Raw genomic sequence first — 16,493 nt, forward strand, 5'->3', positions numbered from 1 at the left:
CCTTGAGTCATCTACGCGAAACACTGATCGAAGCCCCCTCCGCCGGCCGTAGCGCCAACCCATAGTCGAACCTGATCACATCGTCAGCACGGCTGAAGGCGAACTGGCGGATTACCGCGAGAACAGCCTCTTTGACTTCCAGCCGGCCGAGACGCGCGCCACCACACATGCGCGGTCCGGTTAGGAACGGAATAAAAGCCCGTCGGTCGAAGCTGTTCTCGATGAATTCCTTCCTGCTGGCGTCGAAGGTACGCGGGTTTTCCCAGAAGGCTGGATGCTGGTGCACGCCGATGATCGACACCATGATCAGCTGCCCGGCGCGTAAATCTCGGCCGTCGAGTGTCGTGTCAGCGCCCACTTCGCGGGTCAGAAACGGTATCGGAGGGAAATAACGCATCGTCTCGTTAATCAAGCAATCGGTGTACGGCGTATGCGCGTCGCCTGAGAGGACCTCGGAATGGATGCGCTCCTGCACCTGCTGGTTGGCCCCCAGCCGATCGATCACCCAAAGTGCGGTCGTTACCGTTGTCTCGACGCCGGCGAAGAAATTCATGACGAACTCTTCCACCGGCGAAAAGCCTTCAACGTCGCGGGCCTCGCTTCTAAAGCGGTCCATCTCGGCCGCCGCCCGGGAATCCGCCATCAGCAGCGATGCGAAATCGGCAATCACCGCGCGGGCATCCTGGATAGCATTCGCGCGTTCGGCGGTCGTCGGAGTCACCCAGGAATAATATTGGAGACGCCTCAACACATCGCGCACCCTGTCGAGCAGCAAGAGTGTAGCCGCCATATCGGGAACAAGGCCGAAAGCCCGGTAAAATATCGTCATCGACGCAGCGAACAGGGCATGCTGAATCGCAGTTAGCGTAGCCTCGGTGCCGGAAAGACCTGCAGCATAGATTTCCGCCACTGGATGCTGCTGCGCCGGCCTGGCGGCCGCCAGGTAAATATCCTGGGTGATGGCGCGCCGGACAGACCAGTCCTCGTCATTGGTGTTGAAGCGGCTAAACCCGAGGGCCGAGATCAGGGAGAAGTTCTTTCGGAAGAGCTCCGGCGCCTTGACGATGACGTCGACGGCCTCGGGATCGTCGAAGACAGTCAGATTGCCGAGATCTCGGGCTCTCCCGTTCGGCCCCACCTGCCCGCTCTGGGCGAAAAGCGCATAGACAAGGTTGTTGAGCACGCTTTCGATTTGCGCTGGATTGTCCACCAAACCCCCTGTCAGCCGCGGCTCGGTCAGCCCTGGAGCGACGCTTACCACATCTGTCCACCCGCGCTACCGAGGCACCGTGGCAAAGCCGCAACACTACAGCGCAAAGTTGCTGGCCGGACTTGCTGCAATATGCCGTTAGGGTATGTCTGTAATGCTGGGTTTTAGGGCAAGATTCTGGGCGGGGTTAAGTAGATGCGGGCTAGGGCACCGGGTAAACTATTGGCGACTGTTGCGGCATCCGCCGCTTCGGTGACTTCGGTGGGCGTGATTGCCGCGCATGCAGAGGATGCGAAGGCCACAGACCAGTCGGTCATCGATTCACGCGTCAAAATCGCCTTCGAGGGCGCGTTCTTTCAAAACAATGTCCATGAGGACGACAAGACCGGCGGCACCGACAAGCTCGGAAATAGCAACGGTGACTTCTCAGGTTCGATCGCCCTGACCAAGCAGATTTCGTCGGACATGGACTGGCGCCTTGCAGGTGCGTTTCACTTGGGCAAGAACCGTTCCTGGGAAGAGAGTGGCCAGATACCGCAAGGCTTTTTGACCATAGGCTACGGCGACGACTACAGTTTCCAGGCGTTCGATTTCGACGTCGGTAAGCACGTCAAGGTTCAGGCCGCCGATATCCGCTTCTTTGGCGGTCTGCGTCTGGTGCATTCGGATGAAAGAGTTGTTGCCTCCGAAGGCTTCAACCCGGACGATCCAGCCGACAAGGGCGGCACCGTCGATAAGATAGGATCGTCGGAATATTGGGGCATTGGCCCGCGTGTCGGCGCCGAGGCATACTACCCGCTGAACGAAACCTGGGGGCTGACAGGCGCTGTTTCCGGCTCCGTCATGTGGGGCCGCCGTGAAAACCGCGCGGGATTCAAATACGACTTCACAACGGGTGAACACGGCTCTGTCCCGTTGGGGAGCGAGTCCGAGAACCAGACAGTGACAAATCTCGACGCCTCGGCCGGCCTGAGCTGGATGCCCCTCGAAGGCGCGACCTTTACGGCCGGCTACAAGATCGAGCAGTGGCACAATCTGCTTATCAATGCGGACAGCACCACCCAGACCTTCCACGGCCCGTTCCTTCGTCTCGAAGTCAAAATGTGACGGTATTAGCCGGCACGCGGTGAGCTTGGGCGCGATGTTCGAATCCAGGATCGCGGTCAACGGCAACGTCAAATTGCACTACACGGCGGCGGGCTCTGGCCCGCCGATCGTCTTCCTGCATGGCTTTCCCGATCACGGAATGGGTTGGCGCCGGCAGATGCAAGCGCTTTGCGGCCGCTATCGCGTGATCGCGCCGGACCTGCGCGGCTTCGGACAAAGCGATGCGCCACAGGGCTACGGCAACTATGTGCTGACGCATTTGGTCAACGACGTGCTGGCCGTTCTTGCGGCGGAAAAGCTGACCCAGGCCGCGATTGTCGGCCATGACTGGGGCGGGATCATCGCATGGTGGCTGGCTATGCGCGTGCCGCAGGTCGTGCGCCATCTCGTCCTGCTGTCGACGCCTCACCCCCGCAACCATCTGCGTGCTATTGCCGATCCGGCCAATGCCGAGATCACCGGATACATACGCCGCTTCCAGGTCCCAGGCGCTGCCCAGAGGCTGGACATCGATGAACTCGCCACCTGGGTCACCGATCCACAGGACAAGCAAGCCTTGATTGATTCGCTCAGGCGATCCGATCCGGAAGCGATGCTGGGCTACTACAGGGCCAACATACCGCTTGGCAGAGTGCCGGATCTGAGCCAACTGCCTTTGGTCAAGGCGCCGACCCTTGTGCTGTTCGGCACCGACGATCCCTATGTGCCGGCCAGCGCTTTTGACGGGACCTTCCGAGAAGTCGACAACGTTACCGCCGTGATTGCCTTGCCCAGAGCGGGCCACTTCATCCACCATCAGGCAGCCAGGTTCGTCACCGAGCAGATCGAAGCGTGGGTGGAGCGACCGCCTTCCAGTTTCCGACACCTTGGCTAAGCCAAGGTGTCTTAGGACCGCCTAAGCAATATAGAGGCCAGGTACTGTTTGACCCTAATTCGCCGGCATCGGTCCGAAGCGAATGCGAAAACGCCGGTTCTCGCGGCCCTTCTTTTCGATCTTGCCGATGTGGATCTCGCCGATCTCGCCGGTGCTTTTGACGTGGGTGCCACCGCAGGGCTGGCTGTCGACCGAAGCATTGTCGCCGATGCAGACCAGGCGAATTTTGCCAGTGCCGAGCGGCGGGCGGACATTCTTCGACTTCACCAGGCCCGGATTGGCCGCCAGTTCCTCGTCGGTGATCAGCCTGATGAAGATCGGATGATCGGCAAGCACAAGCTCCATCAACCCGGCGGTAACATCTTCCTTGGTGAAGCCGGCATCCGGAGCGTCGAAGTCGACACGGCTGTCATCCTCGGAAACCGCGGCACCGGTGATCGGAAACGGGCAGACGACGGTGAGCAGATGGCAGGCGGCGTGCATGCGCATCAGAAGATGCCGCCGCTCCCAGTCGATGGCGAGTTTCACCCGCTTGCCAATTTCGGGCACCGGCTGCTCCGGCGCCGGCACATGGATGATCTCGTCCTTGGTCTCGCCGGTGATGGTGGCGGCAATGGCAATGGGGCTGCCGTCGGCGCGCTCCAATGTGCCGGTGTCACCGGGCTGGCCACCCGATGTCGCGTAGAAGATCGTCCGGTCGAGAATGATGCCGCCACGCTCGTTGATCGCGACCACCGTGGCTTCGGCCGTCGTCAGATAGGCGTCGTCGCGAAACAGCGTTTCGGTCTTGTGCGCCATCAGGCGACCTTCTCGTACGGCACTGAAATTGTACTGCGCTCGTCCATCCAGCCCGGTACCGGCAGCTTCTTCTCGCGCAGGAAGTCCGGGTTGAACAGCTTCGATTGGTAGCGCGTGCCGTAGTCGGCCAGGATGGTCACGATGGTGTGGCCCGGGCCAAGCTCGCACGCCAGCCGGATCGCGCCGGCGATGTTGATACCGGTCGAACCGCCGACGCACAGGCCCTCTTCCTGGATCAGGTCGAAGACGATCGGCAGCGCTTCCTCATCCGGAACCTGGAACGAGAAGTCCGGCGTGAACCCTTCGAGATTGGCCGTGATGCGCCCCTGCCCTATGCCTTCGGTGATCGAGCTGCCGTCGGACTTCAATTCGCCGCTGGTGTAGAAGGAGTAGAGCGCGGCGCCGAGCGGATCGGCGAGCGCGATCTTGACGTCCTTGCTTTTGGCCTTCAGCCCGAAGGCGACGCCGGCCAGCGTGCCGCCCGAACCCACAGCCGAGACGAAGCCGTCGACCTTGCCGCCGGTCTGCGTCCAGATTTCTTCCGCGGTGGTGCGGATATGGCCGTCGCGATTGGCGACATTGTCGAACTGGTTGGCCCAGATCGCGCCGTTCGGCTCGGAACGCGCCATCTGCTCGGCCAGCCGCCCCGACAGTTTCACATAGTTGTTGGGGTTCTTGTAAGGCACCGCCGGCACCTCGATCAATTCCGCGCCAAGCACCTTGATCGTGTCTTTCTTCTCCTGGCTCTGCGTGTCGGGAATGACGATCACGGTGCGATAGCCCAGCGCCTTGGCGACCAGCGTCAGGCCAATTCCGGTATTGCCGGCCGTACCTTCGACGATGACGCCGCCCGGCTTCAACAGCCCGCGCTGTTCGGCGTCGCGGATGATGAACAGGCCAGCGCGATCCTTGACAGATTGGCCCGGATTCATGAACTCGGCCTTGCCCAGGATCTCGCAGCCGGTCAGCTCCGAAGCCTTGTTGAGGCGGATCAGGGGCGTGTTGCCGATCGCTTCGATCACAGAACGGGGCATCCGGGATTCCTTCATGTAGCTGCGGCGAGACCCTAGAAACCAGAAGCTTGCGTTTCAAGGCAAGAATTCGCCTGGTCCAGTCGCATTTCGGGTACTGCAATCTCCTGCCGCCGGATGGCGCGCGATGACGATCATTTCAACCTTGTACGGAAAAGCGCTCTTTTCATTCGATTTTTTCACCGCTAGAGCACTAATGACAGATCGGCAGGGCGCAGAATGACACTTTACCGGGCCAACCCGAAGCACGGCGTCGCCTGGATCACCGGCGGCAGCAGCGGCATCGGCCGTGCTCTGGCCAAGGACCTTGCGGCAAAGGGCTTTGTCGTCGCGGTGAGCGCGCTTGACGAGCATCCGATCGACGCGCTCATCGTCGAGACGGCACAGATGCCGGGACGCGTGGTTGCCTACCCTTGCGACGTCACCGACGAGCCGCGCATGGCAAGCACTGTGGCGGCGATCGAAAAGGATCTCGGCCCGATCGTGCTCGCCGTCTTCAACGCCGGCAACTACATCGCCACGCCCGGCGAAGACCTTAGGGTCCGCGACTTTCGCCAATCCTTCGAGGTCAACTATTTCGGCATCATCAATGGTCTCGTCCCGCTGATGGAGCGCATGCGTATCCGCGCGCGCGGCCATATCGTGCTTGTCGGCTCGGTGACCGCCTATTTCGGCTGGCCGACCACGGCGGCCTATGGCGGTTCGAAGGCGGCGATCAACATCCTGGCCGAGTCGCTGAAATACGATTTTGACAAGATGAATGTCCGCGTCCAGGTGATGAATCCGGGATTCATCGATACACCGCTGACCGAAAAGAACATGCTGCCGATGCCGGGACTGATGCCGGTCAACCGCGCCTCGCGACGCATGCTGCGCGGCATCGAAACCGGCGGCTTCGAGGTCACCTTCCCGCGCCGGCTGAGTTGGGGGCTGAAGCTGCTGGCGCTGCTGCCGAGACCGGCCTGCCGCTGGTTCATCAGCACCGCGACCCGCTGGACAGGCCGGCCACTGAATTTCGATCGCAAGCCGCCGAACGAATAGAGCAATTCCGGGAAAAGTGTAAGCGGTTTTCCCTTGGGAATTGCGAAAACAAAGAGATAGAGCGGGTCGCCGTTTCCGTGAACGGTGAACTGCTCTAGCTGTCCACAGGCCGGCTGTTGCTTGGGTGCAGCGGCCGCCATAGGTTGAGATTTGTTGCGTGGAGTCTGCGATGGGGCGACGGATCGTGCTTGCGGTGCTGGGCGTCGTCGTCATCCTCATCCTGGCCGTCCTGCTTGGTCCGCGCGTTCCCGTCGACACCAAGATCCATTTCGATCCCAAAGCGATCGGCGATGATCCGCAGGCCTATCTGGCGCGTGAAGAGGCGGCCGTGCCCAACATCCGCGACGGGCTTGAGAAAGAAATCATCTGGGCCGACCCGATGGTTCACGCCAAGACGCCGCTGGCGATCGTCTATATCCACGGGTTTTCGGCATCGAAGGGCGAGGTTCGACCGCTGGCCGACGAGGTCGCCGACCAGCTCGACTCCAACCTCTTTTATACCCGCCTCACCGGCCATGGGCAGGACGGCGCCGCAATGGCGCAAGGCAGCGTCAACGCCTGGATCAACGACTATGAGGAGGCGCTCGCCATCGGCCGGGCCATCGGCGACAAGGTGATCGTCATCGGCACCTCGACCGGCGGCTCTCTGGCGGCATGGGCGGCGACCGAGCCTGGCGCATCTGACAGCGTCGCCGCCATCGCGTTCATCTCGCCGAATTTCGGCGTCAGGGCTTCAGGCGCCGAACTGCTGACCATGCCCTGGGGCAGGCAGATCGCCGAGCTTGTCGGCGGCAAGGAGCGCAGCTTTCCGACCCGCAACGCGCTGCACGAGAAACTCTGGACGCACACCTATCCGATGGCGGCCGTACTGCCGATGGCAGCATTGACCGAGCTTGCCTACGCAGCACCGGTGGAAAAAGCGACGATACCGGCTCTCTTCATCTTCTCGGATTCAGACAGCGTGGTGCGGGAAGACCGCACCCGCGAGATCGCCGGCCGCTGGGGCGCCGCGCGCGAACTGGTGCCGGTCGACGACAATGGCGATTCCGACAACCACGTCATTGCCGGCGACGCGCTGTCGCCGTCGACCACGGCATTCCTGGCGCAGCGCATTGTGGTCTGGGTGAAGGCAATTACCGAGTAGCCGCAAAACGAAAAGGACGGCCGGAGCATTGCTCGGGCCGTCCTCATTTCTTCAGTCAGCAATCAAGCCAGGCGCGACGCGCCTGGCCGATTGTCCGATCAGGCAGCCCGTGCCGCAGGCCGCTTGCCGCCGAAGCGGCGCTTGTTGTTGCCCTTGAAGGGCTTGGCGCCTTCCGGCTTGCGCTCGCCCGCACCTGCAAAGGCCGGCTTGTCACCAAAACGCTTCTTGCCGAAGCCGTTGTTCTGGCCACCGGGGCGCCTGCCGTCGCGACGGCCATTGCGGTCGTTGCGATCGTTGGCCGGCTCGAAGCGCTCGTTCTTTTCAGCCGGATTGCGCACCGGATCGGGGCTGCCGAGATGGTCGGCAACGATCGGCAGCTTGCTGCGGATGATGCGCTCGACCTGGCGCAGCTTGCTGTTTTCGGAAGGATCGCAAAGCGTGATCGCAATGCCGTCCATGCCGTTGCGACCGGTGCGGCCGATGCGGTGGACATAGCTTTCCGCTTCGTCCGGCAGGTCGAAATTCACCACATGGCTGATGCCGGGAACGTCGATGCCGCGCGCCGCGATATCGGTCGCCACCAGAATGCGCACCGAGCCCTCGCGGAAATCGTTGAGCGCCTTCTGGCGGGCGTTCTGCGACTTGTTGCCATGGATGACGGCGGCCTTGAAGCCGTCGCGCTCGAGGTCCTTGGTCACCCGGTCGGCGCCATGCTTGGTGCGCGAAAAGATGATGACGGACTTCATCGCCGCGTCGGCGAGCATGGTCGACAGCACCTGGCGCTTCTGCTTGGTGCGGGCAAAGACGACGCCTTGCACGATCTCGGCCGCCGCGGTGCTTTGCGGCGCGACTTCGACGCGGATCGGGTTCTTCAACAGGCCCTTCGCCAGCTCGGCGATTTCATTGGGCATGGTGGCCGAGAACAGGACGGTCTGACGGTCGGGCGCGGTCGCCTTGGCGATGCGCTTGACGTCGTTGATGAAGCCCATGTCGAGCATGCGGTCGCCCTCGTCCAGCACCAGCCATTTGGTGTCGGAGAGAATGAGGTCACCCTCGCGCACCAGGTCGGTCAGACGGCCGGGCGTGGCGATCAGGATGTCGACGCCGGGCGCAACCTTCTTCACCTGGCTGAAGCGCGAAACGCCGCCAAGCACGAGAGCGGTCGAGACATGCGCGCCCTTGGCGAGGATCTTGATGGTATCCTCGATCTGCACGGCGAGCTCGCGCGTCGGCGCCAGGATCAGCGCACGGGTGGTCTTGGCCCGGCGCTTGGTGCCGAGCGCGATGATCTTCGACAGGATCGGCAGCGCGAAGGCCGCGGTCTTGCCAGAGCCTGTCTGGGCGATACCGAAAATGTCACGGCCTTCCATCTGCGGCGGGATCGCCTGCGTCTGGATCGGCTTCGGCTCGGTGAAGCCGGCGCCATGGGTCGCCTTGAGCAGCGCGCCGGTGATTCCAAGGGCTGCGAAACCGGTGAGTTCCGCAGTGTTGCCGGTCACAGTGTTGCTACCGGTCATAGTGTTTTCGTTGGTCAAAATAGTCTTCTTTCACGCGGCCTTAGCCGCAAACATCGATGCGGCAGGGCGCAACCTGCCGTCGAAAAATTTGATATGAAACGACAAGGCGGGCGGACGGTAACGTCCACTCGGCTGCGCTGTCGTGCCCGCAGGCATCATGCCACGGGGCTTTTCCGCCACCTTGCCGTTCAACCGGAAAGAGGGAAAACAGACGCAACCAGTCTCATTTGTCGAGAAGGCCGGAATCTCCGGCCCAAGCGCCTATAGGTTGCATATGGCTGAGTTCGCCCCGGAATGCAAGGGGCGTCATGTTGCAGCGCAGCAAAATCGAGGGCGAAAGCGGCGCTTGCGCCCGCCTGCAGGCACCATTACCACAAATGCAGCTTCCATTTCTGGGGACCGAGCGATGAAGGATGTCCTGAAGGAACTCGAGCGCCGCCGCGAGATCGCCCGCTTGGGCGGCGGCCAGGGCCGCATCGACGCCCAGCACAAGAAGGGCAAGCTCACCGCGCGCGAACGCATCGAGGTGTTCCTCGACGAGGGCTCGTTCGAGGAGTTCGACATGTATGTCGAGCACCGCTCGACCGACTTCGGCATGGAGAAGACCAAGATCGCCGGCGACGGCGTCGTCACCGGCTGGGGCACAGTCAACGGCCGCCCGGTCTACCTCTTCGCCAAGGACTTCACCGTGTTCGGCGGCTCGCTATCGGAAGCGCATGCCGAAAAGGTCATCAAGGTGCAGGAGATGGCGCTGCGCAACCGGGCGCCGATCATTGGCCTCTACGATGCCGGCGGCGCCCGCATCCAGGAAGGCGTGGCGGCGCTTGGCGGCTATGCCGAGATCTTTCAGCGCAACGTGCTGGCCTCGGGCGTCATCCCGCAGATTTCCGTGATCATGGGCCCATGCGCCGGCGGCGACGTCTATTCGCCGGCGATGACCGACTTCATCTTCATGGTCCGCGACACCTCCTACATGTTCGTCACCGGGCCGGATGTGGTGAAGACCGTCACCAACGAAACGGTGACCGCCGAGAGCCTGGGCGGCGCCTCCGTCCACACGACCAAATCCTCGATCGCTGACGGCGCCTATGACAATGACGTCGAGGCGCTGTTGCAGATGCGTCGGCTGGTCGATCTGCTGCCGGCCTCCAACACGTCGGAGCTTCCCGAGATCGAATGCTACCAGTCGGTCACCGATCACGATCTGTCGCTCGACCGGCTGATCCCGGACAACGCCAACAAACCTTACGACATCAAGGAGCTGATCATGAAGGTCGCCGACGAAGGCGATTTCTTCGAGATCCAGCAGAGCTTTGCCAAGAACATCGTCACCGGTTTCGGCCGCGTCGAAGGCCGCACCGTCGGCTTCGTCGCCAACCAGCCGATGGTGCTGGCCGGCGTGCTCGATTCCGACGCCAGCCGCAAGGCGGCGCGCTTCGTGCGCTTCTGCGACTGCTTTTCCATTCCCATCGTCACTTTCGTCGATGTTCCGGGCTTCCTGCCGGGCACCGCGCAGGAATATGGCGGCCTGATCAAGCATGGCGCCAAACTGCTGTTCGCCTATGCCGAAGCGACCGTGCCGAAGATCACCGTCATCACCCGCAAAGCCTATGGCGGCGCCTATGACGTGATGGCCTCAAAGCATCTGCGCGGCGACATGAACTATGCCTGGCCGACGGCGCAGATCGCAGTGATGGGCGCTCGTGGCGCGGTCGAGATCATCTATCGCAAGGACATCGGCGATGCCGAAAAGATCGCAGCCCATACAAAGGCTTACGAGGATCGCTTCCTGTCGCCCTTCGTCGCCGCCGAACGCGGCTATGTCGACGAGGTGATCATGCCGCACTCGACCCGCCGCCGCATCGCGCGTGCGCTGCGCATGCTGCGCAACAAGGACATGCAGAACCCCTGGAAGAAGCACGACAACATTCCGCTGTAGTACTTCCAGACAACCCTTGAGAAACCCTACTCCTCTTCCGCCGCGCCGAACCCCGCATCCCTTGTGGCGACGGTAGCGCTTGCCCATGGCGTTGCATGATTATCGATGCGCATCTGGAAGATGAAATAGGTCGGCGAGCAAAAGCCGATGCCCTTCACCTTGCCAGCACCCGGCGTGTCCGGCGGCAGCGACTGGCACATGTAATCCTCGCGGCAGAAATGATCGGCCGAGCATGCCGGACGGTTGCCGCGATTGACCGCGCCGCCAAGGCACTGGTCGAAATTGTTGGTCGCCACGCAGGTGTCGAATTTCTTGCCGCCGACCATCCCGCAGATTTCGGACGGCATCGGCTTGCCCGCCTTGAAGGCGGCGAAGCTGCGGTCCTTGTCGTCGCAAGCCCTGTAGGCGATGCCTGCCGGCACACCGATCTTCGGCGGCCTGCAGGTATAGGCGGTCCGCGAAAAAGTCGGCGCGAAGGCGGCGAATTGGCCGGTGATCTTGTAGCGGTCGTTGAAGGGCTGCGACGGGTTGCTGGCGATCGAGCCGGTCAGGCAGGGATGGCCGGAGAACATCTTTGGGCTGTCCTTCGGCAGCAGACACTGCGCCAACGCGGTGCGCACGCCTGAGGCGGTCGCCAGCGGCGTGCAGACGGTGCCGCCGCCGCATTGCCAGGTCGCGCCGAAGCGTTTCGCATCCTCCGGCATCAGGCATGGCATCGCCATTTCGGCCGGCGGGTAGTCGACATCGCCGGCATCGCTCCACGTCGCGGGTGGGGCGAAGGACAGCGGCCGGTACCGGTTCGGCTCCTTGCCTTCCTGCGTGGCACGCAGCCAGGCCTGGCGTCGCGGGATCTCGGCATGCAGATGCGGCGAGATGCCGACCTCGATGCGGTTGAGCGGCGATGTCGTCTTGTCATCGAGGCCGATGAAGTGAAAGCCGGCGGTCGAGCCTGCCTGGTGACAGCCCTGGCAGGCGCCATTGTCCAGCCGCTCGACCATCGCCTCCGGCGTGCGCACCAGCTTCAGCGCCGCATAGTCGAGGCCGGCGAAATCCGCCGGCTGGAACAGTGACGTAAATGGATGATTGGCCTGCCTGGCGCTGCCGAAGGTCGACCACGAGATCACCTTCTTCGCCAAAAACTCGTCGGGGATCTCGTAGACACCGAGATCGACCGCCGCGACATTGGCGCTGACATAATCGGCGAGCCTTTTCTTCAGCGCTGCATCGTCCGAGAGCCGTGCGACATCAGGCGTGTTCTCCAGCGGCTTCTCGCTGACGGTAGCGCCATCGATGCCAAAAATCCGCATGAGATAGGCCGCCTGCCCGCCGAACTCGGTCTCCTGTCCCGAGGGAAAGCGCACCACTTGCGCGTTGAGCTCGAGCTGCTTGAAAGTCAGTTCCTCCGGTTCCAGCGGCCCGCCGGCCAGCCAGCCGGCATCGACGTTTTCGTCGAGCTGCGGCGTCCAGCGCCCGGCAACGCCGACGCAGCCGCCATCGGCATCGGGCTCAACGCTGTAGACGGCGCTGAAGTTGAATGGCAGGCGCGAGGCCAGGACCTTGCCGTTCTTGCGAAAGCTGTAGGCCAGGCGGTAGATGAAGCGCACCTCGCCGCAGCTCTTGTCGCCTTGCAGCGCAGCGAAATCGCGCCGGTCGAGCCGGTTGACGACACCGACCAAGCGGAAGCGCGCGGCTTCGGTATGCAGCCAGCGCATGTCCATGATGCGGCCGACATTGCCGTCGGTCACCTCATAGAGCGTGCGCCCGCCGGCCTTCATCTCGGCGCGCAGGGCCGCAATGTCAGCCGCCACCATGTCTACGATTGCATGATAGGCCGGCGCCTCGCTATACAGCGATTTCAGATCGTCCTTGCCATCGACGGCGAAAATGCCGGCGAAACCAAAACCCTTGGCATCGAGGGCAGCGAGCACCGCCGGATCGTCGACGATGGTCACCGGCTGCTCGGCGCGCGCGCTGTGAGATGCGAACAGCGCCATGACGGCCGCAACGACAAGCGCGAAAAGCTTCATCCGATCAGCACCTTCTGCCGTGCCTCGACCAGTTCACGCAGAACCGGCACCAGGGCCAGCGGCAGATCCTCGGCTATAAGCCCCTGACCGAAGCGGCTGCCGGCTTCTGCATGGATCCAGACCGCGGCGCAGGCTGCTTCGAAGCATGGCATGCTTTGCGCCAAGAGCCCGGCAATGATGCCTGCCAGCACATCACCAGAACCGGCGGTGGCAAGCCATGGCGCCCCGTTGGCGTTGATTGCCGCGCGGCCGTCCGGCGCCGCGATCACCGTGTCGGCGCCCTTGTAGATGACAATGGCATTGGCGCGGGCTGCGGCCGCACGCGCCTTGGTGAGCTTCGAGAGGCTTTTGTCACCAGCGGTGTCGGGGAACAACCGGCCGAACTCGCCCTCATGCGGCGTCATGACCAGTGCTGGGGCGTCCGGCCTGCCGGCTGCGTCGAACAGCGTCGAGGCTGCGTTGCGGAACGACGTGATCCCGTCGGCATCGAGCACCAGCCCCTCGACACCGCCTTCCTGCCGTTTTCTGGCAAGCACGGCGAGAACGAAATCGCGCGCTTTGTCACCGACACCAAAGCCTGGGCCGAGGACGAAGCTCGACGACCGGCGATCGCCGAGAAAGTCGTGCACGTCCTCTGCAGCGTCGGTCTTGCGCAGCATGATCGAGGTCAGATGCGCGGCGTTGACCTGCATGGCATTTTCTGGCGACAGCACGGTTACCGCCCCTGCCCCGCTTCTTGCCGCGGCAAGCGCCGCCAGCCGCGCCGCGCCCGTCGCCGACGGTCCGCCGGAGAAGACGCCGACATGGCCGCGCCTGTATTTGTGCGCATCGACCGCCGGCACCGGCAACGTCTCGAGCCAGAACGCCGGCTTGTTTTCGAATGTGCGCGGCGCGACCTGCGCGATGATGTCGTCGCCAATGCCGATGTCGGTAACGACGGTCTCGCCGCATCGCTCGCGCCCGGGCAACAGCAGATGTCCCGGTTTCTTGCGCGCGAAAGTGACGGTGATGTCGGCACGAAACGCCGCGCCGAGAATGTGGCCGCTGTCACCGGAAACACCTGAAGGCAAATCGACGGCAACGACAGACAGGCCGGCGACAATGTCTACGGCACGCGCCGCATCACCCGAGAGGTCCTTGGACAGCCCCGCGCCATAGAGAGCATCGATAATCAACGAGCCCGGCTCAGCGACGAAAGTCGCCAGGGGCCGGCGCTCCAGCGAGCATTCGGCCGCGGCAATCGCCGCATCGCTGCCTGCCCTCGGCTCACCGGACACCCACAGCGTGACATCGACACCACTTTCCCCAAGCAACCGCGCCACGACATAGCCGTCGCCACCATTGTTGCCGGGGCCGCACAGCACGTGGACGCGGCTCGAAGCGGGATAGCGCGCCAGGACCACGGCAGCGACCGCTTCGCCAGCGCGCTGCATCAGGCGATAACCATCGAACGGACCGGCGGCGATTGCCAGCCGGTCGGCTTCGCCCATCTCGGCCGGCGACAGGACTTCGTTGCTCATGAATTGCCAATCCGCATTTCGCCCAAGGCCTCTTTGTCCCGGTCGAGCATTGTCCAGTTTCGGGTTCGAAGCAAACGGCCAGCCGCCGAGATGGCGTGCGGCCAATCCTTTCGCAAACTGGCGCCACGGATCCGCGCGCGCCCGCAAAATGCGCGACCTGCCTAATAATCGTGCAGACGTCAGGAGCAGCAATGTGTAGGCTCCAAACACCCGCGCCGCTTCCGAAGCAGTGGATGACGCGAATGTACATCCCGGCCCGGCGCGGCATTGGAATTGCGCGAAACCGCTTCTCGTGGGCTGAAATTGGCACAATTCGTGCTTGATGGAGGCGCAAGCGGGGCGCACAACCCGTCTTTTTGGCAGTGGAGGCCACTTTTTACATGAAAAAGATCGAAGCGATCATCAAGCCGTTCAAGCTAGACGAAGTGAAGGAAGCGCTTCAGGAGGCCGGCCTGCAAGGCATCACCGTCACCGAAGCCAAGGGTTTCGGCCGCCAGAAAGGCCATACCGAACTCTATCGCGGCGCCGAATATGTCGTCGACTTCCTGCCCAAGGTGAAGATCGAAGTCGTGCTTGGCGACGATGCGGTCGAAGGCGCGATCGAAGCCATCCGCAAGGCGGCGCAGACCGGCCGCATCGGTGACGGCAAGATCTTCGTCTCCAACATCGAGGAAGTCGTTCGTATCCGTACCGGTGAAACAGGGATGGACGCCGTCTGAGCTTTCTGATTTCAGATTATCGTCTCCTCGAAACGTCATCACACAGGGAAGAAATGATATGACGACAGCCAAAGACATCATGAAGCAGATCAAGGATAACGACGTGAAATTCGTCGACCTGCGCTTCACCGATCCGAAGGGCAAGCTGCAGCACGTGACGATGGATGTCATCGAGGTCGAGGAAGACATGTTCGCCGACGGTGTCATGTTCGACGGCTCCTCGATTGCCGGCTGGAAGGCGATCAACGAGTCCGACATGGTGCTTATGCCCGATCCCGACACCGTCCACATGGATCCGTTCTTCGCCCAGTCGACCATGGTCATCCTGTGCGACATCCTCGATCCGGTCTCCGGTGAATCCTACAACCGCGACCCGCGCGGCACCGCCAAGAAGGCCGAGGCCTACATGAAGGCCGAAGGTATCGGCGATCAGATCTTTGTCGGCCCGGAAGCCGAGTTCTTCGTCTTCGACGACGTCAAGTACAAGGCCGATCCCTACAACACCGGCTTCAAGCTGGACTCCACCGAACTGCCGTCCAACGACGACACCGACTACGAGACCGGCAATCTCGGCCACCGCCCGCGTATCAAGGGCGGCTACTTCCCGGTGCCGCCGATCGACAGCGCGCAGGACATGCGCTCCGAAATGCTGACCGTGCTCGCCGAAATGGGCGTGCGCGTCGAAAAGCACCACCACGAAGTGGCGGCCGCCCAGCACGAGCTCGGCATCAAGTTCGACACGCTGGTCCGCAACGCCGACAAGATGTTGATCTACAAGTATGTCGTGCACCAGGTCGCCAATGCCTATGGCAAGACGGCGACCTTCATGCCGAAGCCGATCTTCGGCGACAACGGTTCGGGCATGCACGTCCACCAGTCGATCTGGAAGGGCGGCAAGCCGACCTTCGCCGGCAACGAATATGCCGGCCTGTCGGAGAGCTGCCTGTTCTACATCGGCGGCATCATCAAGCACGCCAAGGCGATCAACGCCTTCACCAACCCGCTGACCAACTCCTACAAGCGCCTGGTGCCTGGCTATGAAGCGCCGGTGCTGCTCGCCTACTCCGCGCGCAACCGCTCGGCCTCGTGCCGCATCCCGTTCGGCTCGTCGCCAAAGTCCAAGCGTGTCGAGGTCCGCTTCCCTGATCCGGGCGCGAACCCCTACCTCGCTTTCGCCGCCATGCTGATGGCCGGTCTCGACGGCATCAAGAACAAGATCCACCCGGGCCAACCGATGGATAAGGATCTCTACGACCTGCCGCCGAAGGAGTTGAAGAAGATCCCAACCGTCTGCGGCTCGCTACGCGAAGCGCTGCAGAGCCTCGACAAGGACCGCGGCTTCCTGAAAGCCGGCGGCGTCTTCGACGACGACCAGATCGACTCCTACATCGAGCTCAAGATGGCCGAAGTGATGCGCTTCGAAATGACCCCGCACCCGGTCGAATACGACATGTACTACTCGGTCTGAGCGATCGGTTCAGAGACAAACAAAAACCCCGGCGTCAGTTCAGACGCCGGGGTTTTTGTTTGTTCAGACGACTGGCGTCGGGTGCCGCCAGAGCAGAT

General features: G+C 62.5%; 13 protein-coding genes. 7 read left to right on the forward strand and 6 right to left on the reverse strand.

Features of this window, described 5'->3' with window-relative positions:
* Positions 1–7: 7 nt before the first annotated feature.
* Positions 8–1,210 (reverse strand): cytochrome P450, encoded by a 1,203-nt coding sequence (locus tag AC04SG_RS04065; protein WP_488550030.1) that lies wholly within the window; start codon positions 1,208–1,210, stop codon positions 8–10.
* Positions 1,211–1,432: 222 nt separating this feature from the next.
* On the opposite strand from AC04SG_RS04065, the gene AC04SG_RS04070 reads away from it, so the two are divergent.
* A complete protein-coding gene (locus AC04SG_RS04070) occupies positions 1,433–2,317 on the forward strand; it encodes an Lpg1974 family pore-forming outer membrane protein (RefSeq protein ID WP_488550031.1) in 885 nt (294 codons plus the stop codon).
* 34 nt (positions 2,318–2,351) lie between these two features.
* Positions 2,352–3,191, forward strand: coding sequence for an alpha/beta fold hydrolase (locus tag AC04SG_RS04075; RefSeq protein ID WP_488550032.1), 840 nt, complete (start codon positions 2,352–2,354; stop codon positions 3,189–3,191).
* 54 nt (positions 3,192–3,245) lie between these two features.
* On the opposite strand, the gene AC04SG_RS04080 is transcribed toward AC04SG_RS04075, so the two are convergent.
* Entirely contained in the window at positions 3,246–3,989 is a 744-nt protein-coding gene (locus AC04SG_RS04080; RefSeq protein ID WP_488550033.1) for an alanyl-tRNA editing protein, read from the reverse strand.
* Positions 3,989–5,023, reverse strand: a complete 1,035-nt coding sequence (locus AC04SG_RS04085) for a cysteine synthase A (protein ID WP_488550034.1) — start codon at positions 5,021–5,023, stop codon at positions 3,989–3,991. The genes AC04SG_RS04080 and AC04SG_RS04085 overlap by 1 nt, the downstream gene beginning before the upstream one ends.
* Before the next feature lie 216 nt (positions 5,024–5,239).
* Here AC04SG_RS04085 and AC04SG_RS04090 point away from each other — a divergent pair, with 216 nt between their 5' ends.
* Together AC04SG_RS04090 and AC04SG_RS04095 are read left to right on the forward strand one after the other, a co-directional pair.
* Positions 5,240–6,061 (forward strand): SDR family oxidoreductase, encoded by an 822-nt coding sequence (locus tag AC04SG_RS04090; protein WP_488550035.1) that lies wholly within the window; start codon positions 5,240–5,242, stop codon positions 6,059–6,061.
* A 169-nt stretch (positions 6,062–6,230) separates the two neighbouring features.
* Entirely contained in the window at positions 6,231–7,205 is a 975-nt protein-coding gene (locus tag AC04SG_RS04095) for an alpha/beta hydrolase (RefSeq protein WP_488550036.1), read from the forward strand.
* A gap of 98 nt (positions 7,206–7,303) precedes the next feature.
* Here the strand turns inward: AC04SG_RS04095 and AC04SG_RS04100 are convergent, their stop codons facing one another.
* Positions 7,304–8,722, reverse strand: coding sequence for a DEAD/DEAH box helicase (locus AC04SG_RS04100; protein WP_376775066.1), 1,419 nt, complete (start codon positions 8,720–8,722; stop codon positions 7,304–7,306).
* A 406-nt stretch (positions 8,723–9,128) separates the two neighbouring features.
* Between AC04SG_RS04100 and AC04SG_RS04105 the strand changes: the two genes are divergently transcribed.
* Entirely contained in the window at positions 9,129–10,661 is a 1,533-nt protein-coding gene (locus tag AC04SG_RS04105; RefSeq protein WP_488550037.1) for an acyl-CoA carboxylase subunit beta, read from the forward strand.
* 26 nt (positions 10,662–10,687) lie between these two features.
* On the opposite strand, the gene AC04SG_RS04110 is transcribed toward AC04SG_RS04105, so the two are convergent.
* Together AC04SG_RS04110 and AC04SG_RS04115 are read right to left on the reverse strand one after the other, a co-directional pair.
* Complete coding sequence (locus tag AC04SG_RS04110; protein ID WP_488550038.1) at positions 10,688–12,688, reverse strand: hypothetical protein; 2,001 nt, start codon at positions 12,686–12,688, stop codon at positions 10,688–10,690.
* A complete protein-coding gene (locus AC04SG_RS04115) occupies positions 12,685–14,208 on the reverse strand; it encodes an NAD(P)H-hydrate dehydratase (RefSeq protein ID WP_488550039.1) in 1,524 nt (507 codons plus the stop codon). Before AC04SG_RS04115 ends, AC04SG_RS04110 begins: the two co-directional genes overlap by 4 nt.
* A gap of 380 nt (positions 14,209–14,588) precedes the next feature.
* Here AC04SG_RS04115 and AC04SG_RS04120 point away from each other — a divergent pair, with 380 nt between their 5' ends.
* The gene (locus tag AC04SG_RS04120; protein ID WP_006205430.1) at positions 14,589–14,927 is read left to right on the forward strand and encodes a P-II family nitrogen regulator; all 339 of its coding nucleotides are present in this window, start codon (positions 14,589–14,591) and stop codon (positions 14,925–14,927) included.
* A gap of 58 nt (positions 14,928–14,985) precedes the next feature.
* Complete coding sequence (gene glnA / locus AC04SG_RS04125) at positions 14,986–16,395, forward strand: type I glutamate--ammonia ligase (protein ID WP_112562341.1); 1,410 nt, start codon at positions 14,986–14,988, stop codon at positions 16,393–16,395.
* The last annotated feature ends 98 nt before the right edge of the window (positions 16,396–16,493 follow it).

This window comes from Mesorhizobium sp. CNPSo 4684 (assembly GCF_057784315.1).

What these genes read in the sequence shown, in the direction of transcription:
- AC04SG_RS04090 (WP_488550035.1), top strand. Translation starts at nt 5,240, where the DNA reads ATGACACTTTACCGGGCCAACCCGAAGCACGGCGTCGCCTGGATCACC.
- AC04SG_RS04095 (WP_488550036.1), top strand. Translation starts at nt 6,231, where the DNA reads ATGGGGCGACGGATCGTGCTTGCGGTGCTGGGCGTCGTCGTCATCCTC.
- AC04SG_RS04110 (WP_488550038.1), bottom strand. Translation starts at nt 12,688, where the DNA reads ATGAAGCTTTTCGCGCTTGTCGTTGCGGCCGTCATGGCGCTGTTCGCA.
- AC04SG_RS04085 (WP_488550034.1), bottom strand. Translation starts at nt 5,023, where the DNA reads ATGCCCCGTTCTGTGATCGAAGCGATCGGCAACACGCCCCTGATCCGC.
- AC04SG_RS04100 (WP_376775066.1), bottom strand. Translation starts at nt 8,722, where the DNA reads ATGACCGGTAGCAACACTGTGACCGGCAACACTGCGGAACTCACCGGT.
- AC04SG_RS04115 (WP_488550039.1), bottom strand. Translation starts at nt 14,208, where the DNA reads ATGAGCAACGAAGTCCTGTCGCCGGCCGAGATGGGCGAAGCCGACCGG.
- AC04SG_RS04075 (WP_488550032.1), top strand. Translation starts at nt 2,352, where the DNA reads ATGTTCGAATCCAGGATCGCGGTCAACGGCAACGTCAAATTGCACTAC.
- AC04SG_RS04080 (WP_488550033.1), bottom strand. Translation starts at nt 3,989, where the DNA reads ATGGCGCACAAGACCGAAACGCTGTTTCGCGACGACGCCTATCTGACG.
- AC04SG_RS04120 (WP_006205430.1), top strand. Translation starts at nt 14,589, where the DNA reads ATGAAAAAGATCGAAGCGATCATCAAGCCGTTCAAGCTAGACGAAGTG.
- AC04SG_RS04105 (WP_488550037.1), top strand. Translation starts at nt 9,129, where the DNA reads ATGAAGGATGTCCTGAAGGAACTCGAGCGCCGCCGCGAGATCGCCCGC.
- glnA (WP_112562341.1), top strand. Translation starts at nt 14,986, where the DNA reads ATGACGACAGCCAAAGACATCATGAAGCAGATCAAGGATAACGACGTG.